This is a genomic window from Thiocystis violascens DSM 198 (assembly GCF_000227745.2).
Taxonomy (GTDB): domain Bacteria; phylum Pseudomonadota; class Gammaproteobacteria; order Chromatiales; family Chromatiaceae; genus Chromatium; species Chromatium violascens.
This window is the reverse complement of sequence record NC_018012.1, coordinates 3,283,674-3,300,072: the sequence shown is the minus strand read 5'-3', so window position 1 is coordinate 3,300,072 and position 16,399 is coordinate 3,283,674. Positions and strand designations below refer to the sequence as shown.

14 protein-coding genes and 1 tRNA gene are annotated in these 16,399 nt (G+C 62.9%); 8 read left to right on the top strand and 7 right to left on the bottom strand.

Annotated elements, in window-relative coordinates; all coding sequences use genetic code 11:
* The first annotated feature begins 172 nt into the window (after window positions 1-172).
* Together THIVI_RS25840 and THIVI_RS14600 are read left to right on the top strand one after the other, a co-directional pair.
* Entirely contained in the window at window positions 173-352 is a 180-nt protein-coding gene (locus THIVI_RS25840) for a type II toxin-antitoxin system RelE/ParE family toxin (protein WP_245537278.1), read from the top strand.
* Window positions 345-623: a helix-turn-helix domain-containing protein gene (locus THIVI_RS14600; protein ID WP_014779315.1), complete on the top strand. Its 279-nt coding sequence runs from the start codon at window positions 345-347 to the stop codon at window positions 621-623. Before THIVI_RS25840 ends, THIVI_RS14600 begins: the two co-directional genes overlap by 8 nt.
* 305 nt (window positions 624-928) lie before the next feature.
* Here the strand turns inward: THIVI_RS14600 and mnmE are convergent, their stop codons facing one another.
* The 5 genes from mnmE to rpmH are packed head-to-tail and all read right to left on the bottom strand — an operon-like array spanning window position 929 to window position 4,703.
* Window positions 929-2,266 carry a tRNA uridine-5-carboxymethylaminomethyl(34) synthesis GTPase MnmE gene (mnmE, locus tag THIVI_RS14595; RefSeq protein ID WP_014779314.1) on the bottom strand — a complete coding sequence of 446 codons (1,338 nt, stop codon included), beginning with the start codon at window positions 2,264-2,266 and terminating at the stop codon, window positions 929-931.
* Between the two features lie 22 nt (window positions 2,267-2,288).
* A complete protein-coding gene (yidC, locus tag THIVI_RS14590; protein WP_014779313.1) occupies window positions 2,289-3,965 on the bottom strand; it encodes a membrane protein insertase YidC in 1,677 nt (558 codons plus the stop codon).
* Window positions 3,958-4,194 carry a membrane protein insertion efficiency factor YidD gene (gene yidD, locus THIVI_RS23815; protein WP_014779312.1) on the bottom strand — a complete coding sequence of 79 codons (237 nt, stop codon included), beginning with the start codon at window positions 4,192-4,194 and terminating at the stop codon, window positions 3,958-3,960. Before yidD ends, yidC begins: the two co-directional genes overlap by 8 nt.
* Window positions 4,179-4,565, bottom strand: coding sequence for a ribonuclease P protein component (rnpA, locus tag THIVI_RS23810; RefSeq protein WP_014779311.1), 387 nt, complete (start codon window positions 4,563-4,565; stop codon window positions 4,179-4,181). The genes yidD and rnpA overlap by 16 nt, the downstream gene beginning before the upstream one ends.
* A gap of 3 nt (window positions 4,566-4,568) precedes the next feature.
* Window positions 4,569-4,703 (bottom strand): 50S ribosomal protein L34, encoded by a 135-nt coding sequence (gene rpmH, locus THIVI_RS23805; RefSeq protein WP_083845760.1) that lies wholly within the window; start codon window positions 4,701-4,703, stop codon window positions 4,569-4,571.
* Window positions 4,704-5,022: 319 nt separating this feature from the next.
* On the opposite strand from rpmH, the gene THIVI_RS14585 reads away from it, so the two are divergent.
* The 3 genes from THIVI_RS14585 to gspE all read left to right on the top strand — a co-directional run bounded on the left by THIVI_RS14585 (window position 5,023) and on the right by gspE (window position 8,225).
* Window positions 5,023-5,109: transfer RNA gene (locus tag THIVI_RS14585), tRNA-Leu, on the top strand.
* 139 nt (window positions 5,110-5,248) lie between these two features.
* Entirely contained in the window at window positions 5,249-6,328 is a 1,080-nt protein-coding gene (locus THIVI_RS14580; protein WP_014779310.1) for a quinone-dependent dihydroorotate dehydrogenase, read from the top strand.
* A 118-nt stretch (window positions 6,329-6,446) separates the two neighbouring features.
* Window positions 6,447-8,225 carry a type II secretion system ATPase GspE gene (gene gspE / locus THIVI_RS14575; protein WP_014779309.1) on the top strand — a complete coding sequence of 593 codons (1,779 nt, stop codon included), beginning with the start codon at window positions 6,447-6,449 and terminating at the stop codon, window positions 8,223-8,225.
* Window positions 8,226-8,382: 157 nt separating this feature from the next.
* Here the strand turns inward: gspE and THIVI_RS14570 are convergent, their stop codons facing one another.
* Both THIVI_RS14570 and THIVI_RS22890 read right to left on the bottom strand, forming a co-directional pair.
* The gene (locus THIVI_RS14570) at window positions 8,383-8,730 is read right to left on the bottom strand and encodes a hypothetical protein (protein WP_157174468.1); all 348 of its coding nucleotides are present in this window, start codon (window positions 8,728-8,730) and stop codon (window positions 8,383-8,385) included.
* Window positions 8,731-8,879: 149 nt separating this feature from the next.
* A complete protein-coding gene (locus THIVI_RS22890) occupies window positions 8,880-12,392 on the bottom strand; it encodes a PAS domain-containing protein (RefSeq protein WP_014779307.1) in 3,513 nt (1,170 codons plus the stop codon).
* 514 nt (window positions 12,393-12,906) lie between these two features.
* Here THIVI_RS22890 and THIVI_RS14560 point away from each other — a divergent pair.
* Genes THIVI_RS14560 through rsmD form a run of 3 tightly spaced genes read left to right on the top strand, consistent with a single transcriptional unit; the run spans window position 12,907 to window position 16,199 of the window.
* Complete coding sequence (locus THIVI_RS14560; protein ID WP_014779306.1) at window positions 12,907-14,295, top strand: M16 family metallopeptidase; 1,389 nt, start codon at window positions 12,907-12,909, stop codon at window positions 14,293-14,295.
* The gene (locus THIVI_RS14555) at window positions 14,285-15,652 is read left to right on the top strand and encodes a M16 family metallopeptidase (RefSeq protein WP_014779305.1); all 1,368 of its coding nucleotides are present in this window, start codon (window positions 14,285-14,287) and stop codon (window positions 15,650-15,652) included. The genes THIVI_RS14560 and THIVI_RS14555 overlap by 11 nt, the downstream gene beginning before the upstream one ends.
* Window positions 15,636-16,199 (top strand): 16S rRNA (guanine(966)-N(2))-methyltransferase RsmD, encoded by a 564-nt coding sequence (gene rsmD / locus THIVI_RS14550; protein ID WP_014779304.1) that lies wholly within the window; start codon window positions 15,636-15,638, stop codon window positions 16,197-16,199. Before THIVI_RS14555 ends, rsmD begins: the two co-directional genes overlap by 17 nt.
* Window positions 16,200-16,399: the final 200 nt, after the last annotated feature.

Genomic DNA, 16,399 nt, shown 5'->3' with positions numbered 1-16,399 from the left:
CCCGCCTTTGACGTATCATCGTCGGCATGGTCTTCATTGAAACCTCCCTCTTTACCCGACTCGCCGCCCAACACCTGAGCGATGACGAGTCCGCCGCCCTGCAAGCCCCGCCCTACAAGCCGCCCTGATCCTACACCCCGCGACTGGCGTCGTGGTCCCCGGCAGCGGAGGCGTGCGTAAACTGCGTTGGGCTGGCTCGGGACGAGGGAAGCGGGGAGGGCTACGGATCGTCTATTACTGGCGAAGCCGAGCCGATCAAATTTGGCTGCTGACCCTCTACCCCAAGAACGAGCAAACGAACATCCCGCCCCACATCCTGCGGGCGATTGCGGAGGAAATCGGCGATGACTGAGCGCGACATCGGGCAAGAAATCCTAGACGGCATCCGCGAGATCAAGGCCCATCAACGCGGGGAAGTGACGCTGCGCACCCTGGAAGTTGCGGATCCGGACGCCCGCGCCATCCGACAGCGCATGGGCCTGACACAAGACGCCTTCGCCGCGCTCTTGGGTGTCAGTCCCCGGACCCTGGAAGGCTGGGAGCAAGGCCGGAGACAGCCGCGCGGATCTGCCCTGGCGCTGCTGCGTGTGGCCGCGAATCATCCCGAGGCGCTGCGGCCCTGACAACAACAAGCCCCGAGACGACTCCACCAGCCCCGAGGATTCGCTGAAGGCGCGGGCCTTCGGTTTCATCGTCCGCAACCGGGTATCTGACAATGCCATCTGTTCGGACTCCGCGCGTGCCATTGGGAACGGCGCGGACGTCTACGGAACAAAAAATTCCTACCGTCTGGCGCCGCGTTCCTTGGTAGGAACTGTTCTTAGCGGATTACTGCGGAACGTGCAAGCACACGTTAAACGAAAAAGCCCGCAACGATGCGGGCTTGGTGGGGTCTTGCGGACAGTTGCGGAACGGTTCGGAAGTCTCGCTATTTTCCGATGCAGAAACTGGCGAAAATCCGCCCCAGAAGGTCATCGGAAGTCACTTGCCCCGTGATCTCTCCAAACACCCGCTGGGCCTGCAAAAGCTCCTCGGCGACCAATTCGGGGCCAGTCTGATTCGTCAGGTTCTCTTGCGCGACATCCAAACATTGCAATCCGCGATTCAAGGCATCGAGATGCCGGCGACGGGCCATGAAGGCACCACCTGGGAGCGTACCAACCCCAGCCACGGCCTTGAGATGATCTCTTAACAGATCGAGTCCGGCACCCGTTTCGGCGGAGAGAGAAATTTCCGTTCCCGTTTTCGTTTCAGCGAGTTGCGGTTCGATCCCGGCGAGGTCGATCTTGTTCCTCACGCGCGTGACGGGACAATTCGATGGCAGGCTCGCCTCGCCCATGGGTTCGGCGTCCTCGATCCCATCATGGATCCAGAGCACCAGATCGGCCGTGACCAGTTGCTCGCGCGCGCGCCGCACCCCTTCACGCTCGACCGGATCGTCCGTCTGGCGAATCCCCGCGGTATCGACGATTCGAATGGGTAATCCATCGACGTGAATGTCGAGCTTCAGAAGGTCGCGGGTGGTTCCGGCGATCGGTGTCACGATCGCGGCATCCGTACCGGACAACCGGTTGAGAAGACTGGACTTGCCGACATTTGGCGCGCCGGCGATGACGACCGCCAGACCCTCGCGGATCATCTGCCCCTGATGAGCTTCCGTCATGATCGCCCGAGTCATGTCGATCAGTTGACGAAGACCGCTCGCCACCGATTGTTCGGTCGCGACATCGATCTCCTCGTCCGGAAAATCGAGCGTGGCCTCGATCAGCATCCGAAGTCGCGTCAGATGCTCAATCAGCGTCTCGATCCGACGCGAAAAGACGCCTTGCAGGCTTTGCCCGGCGAGACGCGCGGCCAGGACGCTCGAACTTTCGATCAGGTCGGCAACGGCTTCGGCCCGTGCGAGATCGAGTTTGCCATTCAGAAAGGCGCGTTCCGTGAACTCGCCGGGACGCGCCATGCGCGCGCCCAATTCAAGACATCGATGCAGCATCAGATCCAGAACGACAGGTCCACCATGGCCCTGTAGTTCAAGAACGTCCTCGCCGGTAAATGATTTCGGGGCTTGAAAGAAGAGTGCGAGACCTTCGTCGATGAAGTCTCCAGCCGCATCTCGAAAGGTTGCAACGCTGGCGATGCGCGGATGTAGCGGGCGGCCAACGATCGCCTCGGCAATCTTCCGAACCCGCGAACCGCTGACCCGCACAATGCCGACGCCGCCAATGCCCGGCGGAGTGGCAATGGCGACGATCGTATCCTGGGTCATGCAATCAAAGTGACAATTCGGATTACCGTTTATGCTTGGCCGCCACCTTCTCGATATTGCGCGTGATATGCCATTGCTGGGCGATGGAAAGCAGGTTATTGACCACCCAGTAGAGCACCAGTCCCGACGGGAAAAAGGCGAAGAAGACCGTGAAGACGAATGGCAGGCTCATCATGATCTTCGCCTGCATCGGATCCGGCGGCGCGGGATTCAATTTCTGCTGGATGTACATGGAAACGCCCATGATCAGCGGCAGCACGAAATAGGGATCGGGCGCGGAAAGATTATCGAGCCAAAGCATGAATGGCGCCTGGCGCATCTCGACGCTGCTGAGCAGAACCCAGTAGAGCGCGATAAAGACTGGAATCTGGATCAGGATTGGCAGACAGCCGCCGAGCGGATTGATCTTCTCGGTTTTGTACATTTCCATCATGGCCTGATTCAGACGCTGCTTATCGTCGCCGTAGCGGTCCTTGAGCGCCTGCATGCGCGGCGTCAGCTGACGCATGTTGGCCATGGATTTGTAGCTGGTCTCGGACAGCTTGTAGAAGGCGAGCTTAATCAGGATGGTCAGAAAAATAATCGACCAGCCCCAATTGCCAACCACGGAATGGATCGCGCTGAGCACCCAGTGGATCGGCTGGGCAATGACGGTTAGCCAGCCATAATCGATGGCCAGATCCAAGCCGGTGGCAACACTGGCGAGATCGTCCTGGAGCGTTGGACCGATAAAAAGCTGGTTACTGAATTCATGCGTCGTTCCAGGGGCGATGCTGAGCGCGGGCGAGTATTTGCCGATGATATAGCGGGAATTATCGAGCACCTTGGTATAGAAGATGTCTTGCTCGCCCCGTGGCGGAATCCAGGCCGCGATGAAATAATGCTGCATCATGGCAATCCAGCCATCCACGACGGGCTGATCGAGCTTGCCTTTGAGCATCTCCTTGAAGGAGACCTTTCGATACTTGTCCTCGGGGCTGTAAAAAGCGCCGCCGGTATAATTCTTGATGAATCGGGATTCGTTGGGGTCGCTGAAATCGGTGCGTTGAAGCTGATTGTATTCGCGCGCGACCAAGGGAGCGTCAGTCGCATTCGTCACGATCTGGCGGGTCTGGACGACATAGCTGCCACGCGTGAAGGTGTAGCGTTTTTTGACCTCAATGCCCGCTTCGTTACGCCAGGTCAGATCCACATCAAGATGATCGACGCCGGGTTCAAGCCGATAACTGGATTGGGCGCTGTGAAACTCGCCTTCGTGGGTCGGCAGCAGCGAGACATCCTCGCCAAGCAATCCAGACTGGACGATGAACATGTTGGGCGCAACTGGCTTCAGAAGTTGCAGCTTGTCTTCGGGGCGTTCTGGTACGGTCGCATAATCCAGCAACCAGGCACTGCCGATGGTGCCACCTCGGGTGGAAATCTCGACCTTCAGGAGATCGGTCTCCACGACGATGCGGGGAGAGGCATTCTCTTGTCTGGCCAACTCTTCCATTGCGGCGCCCGTGGCGACCATGTCCGGCGTTGTTGCAATCGCCGGAATGTCTTTCTGCGTCGTCTTCGGCGCGAATGCCGCTGTCTGACCTTGTTCCTGCGCAACTTGAGGGACAGAGGGACGACCGTAGTCCTGCATCCACGACTCATAAATCAGGAATAGCACTGCGGCAAGCGAGAAAAACAAAATCAATCGCTGGTTATCCATGAGTCGTGGTCTGCCTTTCGTGAGGGACTGGATCGATACCCCCGGCGTGCCAGGGATGGCAGCGGGATACGCGGTGCAAGGCTAAATAGCTGCCATACAGAACGCCATGGCGCTCGATGGCTTCGACGGCGTACTGCGAACAGGTTGGATAGAAACGGCAATGAGGTCCGAGGAGCGGGCTGATCAGGTACTGGTATACCTTGATCGGCACGATCAAGATTCGACGCATGGCTGATTCCTGATAATGGCCCAGGCTTGCTCCAAGACGAAAAAGAGCTGCTGGTTAGAGATCTTCGGGGCGCCGCTCGAACAGAGGATGACGATGTCTACCCCAGGGATCGATTGGCGATGCGTCCGAAAACTTTCGCGCGCGATTCGCTTCAGTCGATTGCGATCAACGGCGCGTCGCGCGCATTTCTTCGAAATGGCGAGGCCAATTCGTGCATGGCCTAGGCCGTTTGCTCGGTATAGCACGACGAATCCGATCTTTCCCGTTTTGACTGGATGGGCAAAAACGCGCCTGAATTGCGGCGCACGCTGAAGCCTTTGCTCGCGAGAAAAGCGATTGTCAGGAAAGCCGGTTGAATCCGCGGGATTCAGAGCCTAAGGGGACAGACGCGCGCGGCCCTTTGCGCGACGCGCGCTCAGAACCTTAAGACCGTTCCGGGTGGCACTGCGTGCGCGAAACCCATGGGTTCGTGCACGCTTCAGGCGGCTCGGTTGAAAAGTGCGCTTCATCAGTCGGTACTCCAAAAATCGAGATTGACGTCGGACTCAATAGCCCGCCCGGAAAAGACCCGGAAACTTAAGCAATTTCCAACAGGAAGTCAATGGCGGCCGATGTGTTGCCAGCCGTTCTCATTTTGGTGTCATCCGCCATCGTAGGATCTCGCTTGCGGGCGACATGACCTGCCAGTCGCTTTCGAAGCCACCAAATTCCGTCGCCCGGAAGCAAACCCGCAGTTCCGCATATCGCCCGCAAGCGGGCTCCTACTTGAGAATTACTGGCCGGGGATACCATTTCAGCCGGCACGAGTGTATATTTTCGGACTGCGTTGCCGGGGTGGCGAAATTGGTAGACGCATCAGACTCAAAATCTGACGGGGGTGACCCCATGCCGGTTCGATTCCGGCCCTCGGTACCAATAAAAACAAGAGGCTGGGCCAAAAGCTCAGCCTCTTTTTCGTTGTCTCCGACGCGTACCGAGCATTTTCCAGAAATCTCCAGAATCCATTGGCGGGCGGCGATGCCGAACGCGATCGGCGCAAAGATTGGACGACACGATGACAGAAGACAACCTTTGGCGCCTCCTGCGACCGCTGGCATTCCGGCTGGATCCGGAACTGGCGCACAATCTGACCCTGGGCCTGCTGTCGCGCTGGTCGAGGCTGTTCGCGGGAAGCCTGAATGACGGCGACATTGCCCGCGCGCCGGGTTTGGCGGTCGAGGCGATGGGACTGCGCTTTCCCAACCCGATCGGGCTGGCCGCCGGATTGGACAAGAACGCGGAAGCGGTGCCGGCCTGGCAGGCGCTGGGCTTCGGTTTCGTCGAGGTGGGCACGGTCACTGCCCTGCCCCAACCCGGCAACCCCCGGCCACGGCTCTTTCGCTTGCCGCGGGATGGCGCGATCGTGAACCGGATGGGGTTCAATAACGAAGGCGCGGAGGCCATGGGACGGCGGCTGGAACGGCTGCGCGCGCGCGATTTGCTTCAGGTACCGCTCGGCGTCAATCTCGGCAAGTCCAAGGTGACGCCACCGGAACAGGCCGCCGACGATTATCGCCGCAGTTTCGAGCGGCTCGGCGAACTGGCCGATTATGTGGTGGTGAACATTTCGAGCCCGAACACGCCGGGTCTGCGCGATCTGCAACGGGTCGAGGAGGTCGAGCGGATCGTCGCGACGATCCAGGGACCGAATCAGCGCCTGTCCCGCCCTCGCCCGCTGCTGGTCAAGCTGGCGCCGGACCTGGCCGACGCGGACGCCATCGACTGCGCCCGCGCCGCGCTCGGCGCGGGCTGCGCCGGTCTGATTCTGACCAACACCACCATCCGTTTCGCCGGGCTCGCGAGTTCGACCGAGGGACTCAGCGGTGGACTGTCCGGCCAGCCGCTGCTGGCGCGCAGTACCGAATTGCTGGGCCGGCTCCGCGCCGCGCTCGGCCCGGAGCCGGTGCTGATCGGTGTCGGCGGCGTCATGGATCCGGCGGGGGCGGCGGCGAAGCTGGCCGCCGGCGCCAATCTGATTCAGGTGTATACGGGGCTGATCTATCGCGGGCCGAGGTTCGTGCGGCAATTGCTACGCGCGTTGGCCGTCGGTCCCGAAGCAGGCATCCCAGGCGCTCGTTCACTGACATTAAGTTAAGCCGTTCGTGGTTCGAGGGCCTCACCACGAACGGCTTAACTTGATGGCAGTTAGACGATCGTTCGAGCGGTCGAAGAATGGACCGGATCAAGGCGATTTTTCCAAGGGAAACGGCCTGATGCAAGACGACACGATGCTCGACAAGGCCCCCGTCATTCGTGCATTACGCGACGATCCGGACGATGTTCCGCTTGGCCAAAGCGCGTGCGACACCCCGGACATCACCCCCGAATCGGAGGTCGTCGCCTCGCTCCAGATGCAGGGCAAACTGACCCCCGGCGATCTCGCGCGCGCCCGGCGGTTGGCCGAGGATGGCGGGGACAGTCTGCTGCCGATGCTGGTGCGTCTGGGTCTGATCTCGGAACGCGACATGGCCCGGACCATGTCCGAAGTCCTGCATCTGCCGCTGGCGGATGCCGCGCAATTTCCCGCCGAACCGGTGCGCGAGGATCTCTTTACCCTGCGCTTCCTCAAGGATTCCCGCGTCCTGCCGCTGGCCGACGACGAGCAACGGATCGAAGTCGCGCTGGCCAATCCCATCGACGGTTTCGTCCTCGCGGCGGTGCGGATGGCGGCGGGCAAAGCGGTACGCGCCTCGGTCGCGCCGCCGACCGAGATCGAGGCCGCCATCGAGCGTCTCTATGAAAAGGTCGAGGAAACGCCCGCCGACCCGGATGCCGACTTCGGCGATTTCGACGAGGAAGACATCGAGCATCTCAAGGATCTGGCCAGCGAGGCGCCGGTCATCCGCATGGTCAATCAGCTCATTCAGAAGGCGGTCGAGTCGCGCGCCTCGGACATCCACATCGAACCCTTCGCCGATGTCCTGAAGGTGCGGTATCGGGTCGATGGCATCCTGAAAGAGGTCGACGCGCCGCCGGTGCGCTCCACCGCCGCCGTGATTTCGCGCGTCAAGATCATGGCCAAGCTCAATATCGCCGAACGCCGTCTGCCCCAGGACGGGCGTATCCCGATCCGCATCCAGGGCAAGGAACTCGATCTGCGCGTCTCGACGGTGCCGACCATGTTCGGCGAGAGCGTGGTGATGCGTCTGCTCGACAAAGAAAGCGTGCGCTTCGATCTCGACGCGCTCGGCTTCGACGGCTCGCCGCGCGAGCGTCTGCGCGTCATCCTGGAGCAGCCCTACGGCATCCTGCTGGTCACCGGGCCGACCGGCTCTGGCAAGAGCACGACCCTCTATACCGCGCTCAGCCGTCTGAACACCGAGGAACGCAAGATCATCACGGTCGAGGATCCGGTCGAGTACCAGTTGCCCGGCATCAACCAGATCCAGGTCAAGGCGGCCATCGGCATGACCTTCGCCGGCGCCCTGCGCGCCATCGTCCGGCAGGATCCCGATATCATCATGGTCGGCGAGATGCGCGATCTGGAGACCGCGCGGATCGCGGTGCAGTCGGCGCTGACCGGACACGTCGTGCTCTCCACCCTGCACACCAACGACGCCGCCAGCGGTGTGACCCGTCTGCTGGACATGGGCGTCGAGGATTATCTGCTCACCTCCACCATCAACGGCATCCTCGCCCAGCGCCTGGTGCGTCGGCTCTGTCCGCACTGTCGGGCGTCCTATCGCGCCCTGCCCGAACTGGCCGAGCGCTTCGCCCACATGGCCGGCGTCACGCATGACATCGACCTGCATCGCGCGGTCGGCTGCGAGGCCTGCAACGGCACCGGCTATCGCGGGCGTCTGGTCATCACCGAGGTTTTGACGATGACGGACCAGATCCGCAAGGCGATTCTCAGTCACGCCACCGCCACCGAGATCCGGCGGATCGCCGTCGCCGAGGGCATGGAAACCATGTACCAGGACGGTCTGCGCAAGGCGCTCGATGGGCGCACGACGATCGAGGAAGTGCTGCGGGTTGCCGAGGACAATTAAGGCGGTTTCCGTGAAAGAGCCTACCCGTAGGAGCCCGCTTGCGGGCGACGTGACCTGCGAAGATGCCCTCCGTGTGCCCACGTCTGAAGCCGTTCGTGGTGAGGCACTCGAACCACGAACGGCTTCAGACGGAGCGAGTACCTCCCCGCGAAAGGCTTCAGGCTCCGAATCCGAGGCTTTCCGAGGGATGCGCGATCCCGGCGGGGAGGTCGAGGCGCCGGCGCCGAGCGATCGTCGCCGGCTCGCCTTCATGCTGCGTCCGGTCTGGCGCTGGCGCCGTCCGACGCGGACGCTTGCGCGGGAGCGAGCGCCCAAAGATCTGCTCCGACCATGACCGAAGATACTCGATGTACTCCCAAAGCCCTTGGGCCATCCGCGAGGCGTCGGCGGTCTCCATGAAGATGCCTCCCGTGCGGGCATAGTGCTGTCCGATCGTCTCCGCGTGCTTTTCGACGAAGGCATCGCACGCAAGCCCGCCATCGGCGGTAAACGGACTATCGGCCATGATCGTGCCGATCGCCGTTTGGTTGTGACTGGTCGCGAGGTCGCTGAAAAATTTGGCTGGATCGAATGACTGCATCATTGTGAGGGTACTGCGTTGCGGTGCTCTCTATTCTGGCGCGATCAAGTCATTTTCCAAGTCGGTACAATTACCTATCCGCTGATACCGGCGGGCAAGGCATTCAGCAGACAGGTCAGCGCGCCGATGTCGACCGGCTTGACGAGATGACGATCGAATCCCGCCGCGCGCGTGGCCTCTTTGTGCCGATCCTGACCCCACCCCGAAATCGCGGCGATCATCACGCCAGCATGCCCGGACGGCGCCGCGCGCAGGCGTCGACAGGTGTCGTAGCCATCCAACTCGGGCATGCCGAGATCCAGCAGAATGAGATCGGGTTGAAACGTGGTCGCGGTCGCGACCGCTTCCAATCCATTACGGGCGGTTCGCACCTCGTGCCCCATGAGTTCCAGCAGCATCGCCAGACTTTCCAACACGTCCGGATTGTCGTCCGCGAGCAAGATGCGACGGCCGGAGGCGATCACCGCGCCGCCCGACTGACTCACGGACGGCATGGTCTCGATCCGCTCCGAGCCAAGCGGCAAACGCAGACTGAACTCGCTGCCTTTGCCCGCGCCCTCGCTGGCGGCCGTGAGCGTCCCGCCATGCAGGGTAACGAGTTGTTTCGCCAGACTCAGCCCGATGCCAAGCCCGCCCTGAGCGTCCTGGCGCGACCGATCCGCCTGCACGAACAGATCGAATATCTTGTCCAGCATCGACGGCGAAATGCCGATCCCGGTGTCCGTGACGCGCACGACAATCTCGTCGCCTTCTTGTTGGACGGTCAACTGGATTTTGCCGCCAGGTTCGGTATAGGTCGCGGCGTTGTTGAGCAGATTCGACAACACCTGCTCCAGCCGGAGCGGATCGCCATCGATCCGCGGTAACTCCGAGGGCAGACTGAGGATGAGCTCATGCCGGCGGGCATCGATCAGCGGCTGGCAGGACTCCACCGCCGCGGCGACGATGTCCGCCACGGCGAGCGACTCCCGGCGAAGCGCGATTTTGCCGCGACCGATCCGGGAAACGTCCAGAAGATCGTCGACCAATTTCGTCAGGGAGTCGACCTGGCGCTCGATGACATGACGCAACCAAGCCAGCCTGGATGCGTCCAGATCCGGGTGTTCCAGGATTTGCACCGCGTTTTTGATCGGCGCCAGCGGATTGCGCAGTTCATGGGCGAGGATGGCGATGAATTCGTCCTTGCGGCGGTCGGATTCGCGCAGGGCTTCCTCGGTCAGTTTGTGCTCGGTGATGTCCTGGGTCGTTCCGAAACCGCCCAGCAACTCGCCGCGGTCGTCGAACTCCAGTTCCGCCTTTTGCCGCAGCCATTTGACCTGCCCGTTCACGATCGCCCGATGCTCGATGTCATACGGCTCGCCCTGGAGAGCGGCTTGCCACTGCCGGTCCACGGCTTCCCGGTCCTCGGGATGCACGGTGGACAGGAAGGTTCCGTAGCTCAATGACTCCCCTGGAGGAATGCCGAAGATCCGATGGGCTTCCGCCGACCAGATCAGCACATCGTGGCGCACATCCAGCCGCCAGCTCCCGATTTTACCCACGGCCTGGGCACGGCTGAGGTCGTCCTGGCTGATGCGCAGCGCGTCCTCGGCCGCCTTGCGCGCGGTGATATCGATGGCCATCGCCAGAATGCAGGTCACCCGTCCGGCCGCGTCCTTGAGCGGAATCTTGTCCGTGCGGATCCAGCGCCGTTCGCCGGAGGGCAGGCGATAGGGTTCGTCGATGCCATAACGCGGAACCCCGGTTTCGATCACGATGAGGTCATCGCGATAATAGCGCTCGGCGTCATCCGGATAAAACTCGGCCGAGTGATGGCCCTCGATCCGCGATTTCGGCAAACCCAGCGACTGGGCGACCGCGGCGTTGACGCGCAGGATGCGATTGGCGGTATCCTTGTACCAGATCAGCGCCGGCACCGAATCCAGGATCAGTTCCTGCTCCTGCTGCAACTGTTGGAGCGCCGCGTTGGCCCGGATGCGTTCGGAGAGATCGCGGCAGATGGTCGAGAGATATTCGATCTGTCCGGTGAGCGGGTCCGGTTGGGCGAGGATGAGTTGCGAGACCGGGATCTCAGAACCGTCAGGCCCGAGCAGCGCCGTGTCGCCCATCCACTGGCCGTGCGCAAGCGCTGCCGGAATGCCTTCTTCCTTCACCCGCCGATAGGCCCAGTCCGGATGATGAGCTTCGATGCGAGCACGCTCCAGCGGCTCCAGCGGATCGATCCCCAGGAGCGCGCGCCCGGCGGGGTTGATGTAGTCGACCAGTCCCTCGTGGCTGGCGGTGGCGATCATGTCGCTGCTGGCCTCGATGATCGCCGCGAGTTTCCGGTTCAGCGCCTCGGCCAGCTTGAGGTCGTGAATGTCGGTGAGCGTGCCGATCGCGCGCAGCGGCTTGCCCGCCGCATCCCGGTCGACCACCTTGCCGCGACTCAGTATCCAGCGCTCGCCGCGATTTCGGAAGCGGAACCGGAATTCCTGTTCGCACCGCCCCGATTGCAGCAGCTCCCGCAAGGTGCCGGCGATCGCGCGCTCTCTGTCATCGGCGTGCAGCAGGTCTTTCCAGCACTGGGGCAACTCCCACACATAGGCATCCAGCGTGGCGGCAAAGGCCGCGCTGAAATGGACGGTATCGGTCTGAAGATGCCAGTCCCACAGTCCGACGTTGGACGCGGCGATGGCGTCGCGGAAACGTCCCTCGCTTTCCTGATGTTGCCGGACGCTCGTCTCCAATTCGGTGGCGCATTGGCTGACCCGCTCTTCCAGGATCGCATTGAGTCGCCGGACTTCATCCTCGGAATGTTTCCGCGCGGAGATGTCCCGCGCAAGGCCGACGGAGCGAGCGATCGATCCATCGGGCGCGACGACCGGAAAACTGCGGTCCCAGATCCAGCGGACGCTGCCATCCGGGCGCAGGATTCGGTATTCGCCCTCGCTGGGTAACCCCTGGCGCTGTCGGGCCAGTTCCGTCAGAAAGGAATCGAGATCCTCGGGGTGAATGGCATCGAGAAACGAAAGGGGGTTGGCGTACAGTTCGGCCACCGGCCGTCCCCAGATCCGCTCATAGGCCGGATTGATATAAATAATCCGCTGGAGGTCGAGGTCGGAGATCCAAAACACCTCGTCGAGGCTGTCCATGACGAGATGCAGGTCTTCCTCGCGCCCCGCCAGTTCCTGCTCCAGCGCATCCCGCTCGCCGATATCGATCAGCGTGCCCGCCGTGCGGAGCGGTTGGCCAGCGGCGGCATCGCGCGCGATCGCCCGCCCCCGGCTCCGCACCCGCAGCCAACGGCCATCGCGGCGACGCATCCGAAAGCTCGCCTCGTACAGTGGGTTGTCGGGCAGCAACGCCGCATCCATACGCGCCCTGACCTGGAGTTGATCCTCGGGATGGACCAGCGCGAACCAATCGTCGGGAACGGTTGGGGAATCCGCGTCGGCGTAACCGAGCATCGCCGCGATCGGCGCGTTCACGCGCGCGCGCCCGGTCAGATGGTCGTATTCCCAGAGACCGATGCCGCTGGCATCCAGAATCTGTGCGTAATCGGGTGCATCCTGGGGCAAAGGATTCAAGATGGAAGCGTTCGGCATCGGTCTCTCTCGACGACTCTGTTCGTTTCCTGGGTGATCTCCGAGTGGGTCTTACGGCGTGTCGTCAATTGTAATTCGTGTGGGACGATCACCGCTCCGCGACTGTTTCAGGGCATCGGATCGAGACGCTCGACGCGGATGTCGAGCGGCATCGCCGTAGGGGCGAATTCATTCGCCCCTGAATCCCGCATCCCCGCATCCCCGCAACCAACACGGCGAATGAATTCGCCCCTACAGGGCAGCATCCTGCTCAACGGACGGAGATGCCCTCTATTTGCGTACTCATACCATAACAAGAGAATTGATGACACACCCCAGACAGCCAGGGATTTGGCATGAAGTTTTCCTGAAATCGCCCAAGTCGACAACATGTCGACTTCCCCAGGACCGGCTGCAAGCCGGCGCTCCGAGGGGGCGGTATCTTGGAATCGTTTTCTTTCCGGAACTATCATCGGTCCATCCTTGCCCATAGATTGCCTGTCTGACCCGACAACCGATTTAGGAACCCCTGTTCATGCAACGACTCATGAAACGACGCTTGCTCGCCGTGCTGTTTTTCCTGTTGCCGCTGACGACACTCGCCGCGCCGGAGGTGCACGAACGACGCCTCGACAACGGACTCAAGATCCTGGTCAAACCGGACCGTCGCGCGCCGATCCTGACCTCGCAGATCTGGTATCGCATCGGATCGAGCTACGAGCATGGCGGGATCACCGGGATCTCGCATGTCCTCGAACACATGATGTTCCAGGGCACCGAGCGTTTCGCCCCCAACGAATTCTCGCGCATCGTCGCCGAGAACGGGGGCGAGGAGAACGCCTTCACCGGGCGCGACTACACCGCCTACTATGAGAATCTGGCGAGCGACCGGCTGGAAATCGCCTTCGAGCTCGAATCGGATCGCATGCGCCATCTGACCCTGGGCGAGAAGGAATTCGCCAAGGAACTCGAAGTGGTCAAGGAAGAGCGCCGGATGCGTACCGACGACGATCCGCAGTCGCTGACCTACGAACGCTTCACCGCCGTCGCCTATGACGCCTCGCCCTACCGCAACCCGGTGATCGGCTGGCCGGGCGATCTGGAACAGATGCGCGTCGAGGATCTGCGCGATTGGTACCGTCTCTGGTATGCCCCGAACAACGCGACCCTGGTGGTGGCGGGCGACGTGGATCCGGAGCAGGTCTTTGCCCTGGCCGAAAAGCACTTCGGCCCGCTGAAGGCCGAGACCGTGACCCCGCCCAAGACCCTGGCGGAGCCCGAGCAACTGGGCGAAAAGCGGCTGCGGGTCAAGGCGCCGGCCAAGGAGCCCTATCTGCTGATGGGCTACAAGGCGCCCGCCATCGCGGACGCGGACGAGCCCTGGGAGCCCTATGCGCTGGAGATCCTGGCCTCGATCCTGGATGGCGGCGATAGCGCGCGCCTTGCCCGCGAACTGGTGCGAGGCAGCCAGATCGCGTCCTCCACGGGCGCCAGTTACAGCGCCTTCGCACGCCTGCCGGGACTGTTCCTGTTCGATGGCGTCCCGGCCAAGGGGCATGGCATCGCGGATCTCGAACAGGCGCTGCGCGACCAGATCGCGCGTCTTCAGACCGAACCGGTCGACGCGAGCGAACTGGAGCGGGTCCGCACCCAGGTGATTGCCGGCAAGGTCTATGAGCAGGATGCGCTTTTCTATCAGGGCATGCAGCTTGGCCAGCTCGAAGCGCTCGGGCTCGACTGGCGACTCGCCGATGCCTATGTGGACAATCTGGCCGCGGTCACGCCCGCGCAGATCCAGGCGGTCGCCCGCAAATATCTCAATCCCGATCGACTCACCGTGGCGGTGCTCGATCCGCAACCGCTCGCCGACAACCAGTCGGCGCCCGCACCGAAGGGTCTGGGAGGACTCACCCATGTTCGCTGATCGTTTCCACGTATCCCATCGACCCTGGCTTGTCGCGGCCCTGTTCCTGGCCGTCGGCCTCGCCCCCGGAGCCGCGCGCGCCACCCCCGAGATCCAGACCTGGCAGGCGCCCGGCGGCGCGCGGGTGCTGTTCGTTGCCGCCCCGGAGATCCCGATGGTCGATGTGCGGGTGGTCTTCGACGCCGGGAGCGCGCGCGACGGCGATCGTTCCGGCCTGGCCTCACTGACGGCGGCCATGCTCACGCAGGGCGCGGGCGACTGGAATGCCGATGCGCTGGCCGAGCGGCTGGAGAATGTCGGCGCCAAACTCGACGCTGGCGCGGACCGTGACATGACCTCGGTGGTCATGCGCTCGCTGACCCGCGAACCGGTTCTGGAAACGGCGGTCGAGACGCTCGCGACCGTGCTGACCGCGCCGACCTTCGCCCCGGCGGATCTGGAGCGCATCCGCGAGAACCGGCTGGTCGCGCTCAGGCAGGATCAGGAATCGCCCAAGACCGTGGGCCAGAAGGCGCTCTATCGGGCGATCTTCGGCGATCATCCCTATGCCGCCGATCCCGCCGGGACCGCCGAGAGCATCGCCGCCATGACGCGCGAGGATCTGACGGACTTTCACGCTCGCTACTATCGCGGCGCGAACGCCGTGGTCGCCATCGTCGGCGCGCTCGACCGTGCCGCTGCCGAGGCGCTGGCCGCGCGGATCGTCGCCGGGCTGCCGTCCGGCGAACGCCCGCCCACATTGCCCGCGGTCACGGAACTGACCGACGGCACCCTGGAAGCCATCCCCTTTACCTCCAGTCAGACCACGGTACTGGCCGGCCAGCCGGGGATGCGTCGGGGCGATTCCGATTATTTCCCGCTCTATGTCGGCAACCATATTCTCGGCGGCAGCGGTCTGGTCTCCATCCTGATGAACGAGATCCGCGAGAAACGCGGGCTGTCCTACAGCACCTACAGTTATTTCCTGCCGCTGGCCCAGCCCGGTCCCTTCCTGATGGGGCTTCAGACCAAAAACGCGCAGGCCGACCAAGCCCGCGCCGTCTTGCTGGAGACGCTGAAACGCTTCATCGACCAGGGACCGAGCGCGCAGGAACTGATCGCGGCCAAAAAGAACATCACCGGCGGCTTTCCGTTGCGCATCGCGAGTAATGGCGACATCGTTCAGTATCTGGCCGTGATCGGTTTCTACGGCTTGCCGCTGGATTATCTGGACCGCTTTACGTCGCGCATCGAGGCCATCACGGTTGAGCAGATCCACGACGCCTTCGCGCGGCGCGTCCATCCCGACCGGCTCGCCATCGTCACGGTTGGCAACAACTCCGCCCAGGCGTCCGCGGTCAGTGACGCGGGCGAGTAACCAACTGCGCATCGTCGGCGGCCGTTTTCGCGGCCGCCGCCTGCCCTTTCCCGATCAACCCGGTCTGCGTCCCACGCCGGACCGGGTGCGCGAGACCCTGTTCAACTGGCTGGCGCCCATTATCCCCGGCGCCCGCTGTCTCGATGCCTTTGCCGGCAGCGGCGCGCTCGGTTTCGAGGCCGCCTCGCGGGGCGCCGGCGAGGTGGTTTTGATCGAGCGCGCGGCGGCCGTCGCGCAGCGGTTGCGGGCCAATGCGCGGACCCTAGACGCCCCCGGCATCGAGATCCTGCACGCCGACACGCTGCAATGGCTCGCCGGTTCGCCGCGTCCTTTCGATATCGTGTTTCTGGATCCGCCCTATGACGACGACCTGCTCGCGCCGGCCATCGCGCGTTTGGCGGGCCAAAGCTGGCTTGCGCCAGGCGCGCGGATCTATCTGGAAGCGGCGCGTCGGACGGGCTTTCCGGCGTTACCGCCGGGCTGGGATCTCCTGCGAGACAAGAACGCGGGGCAGGTTCGCTATGGGCTGATTGGCGTCCCCCTGTGAGCGCAGCCCCTGGGAGCGCCGGCTTGCAGCCGGCCCTGGGGCGTCCGGCTTGTAGCCGGACAAAGCCGACCGACCGGATCGAAACCGCGGCATCTGACGGGCCGCGCCCTGGCGTCATCGTCGGTCGACAACATGTCGACTGCCCCAGGGCCGGCTGCAAGCCGGCGCTCCCAGGGTCAGCAATTCTCAGTTTGAGCCTG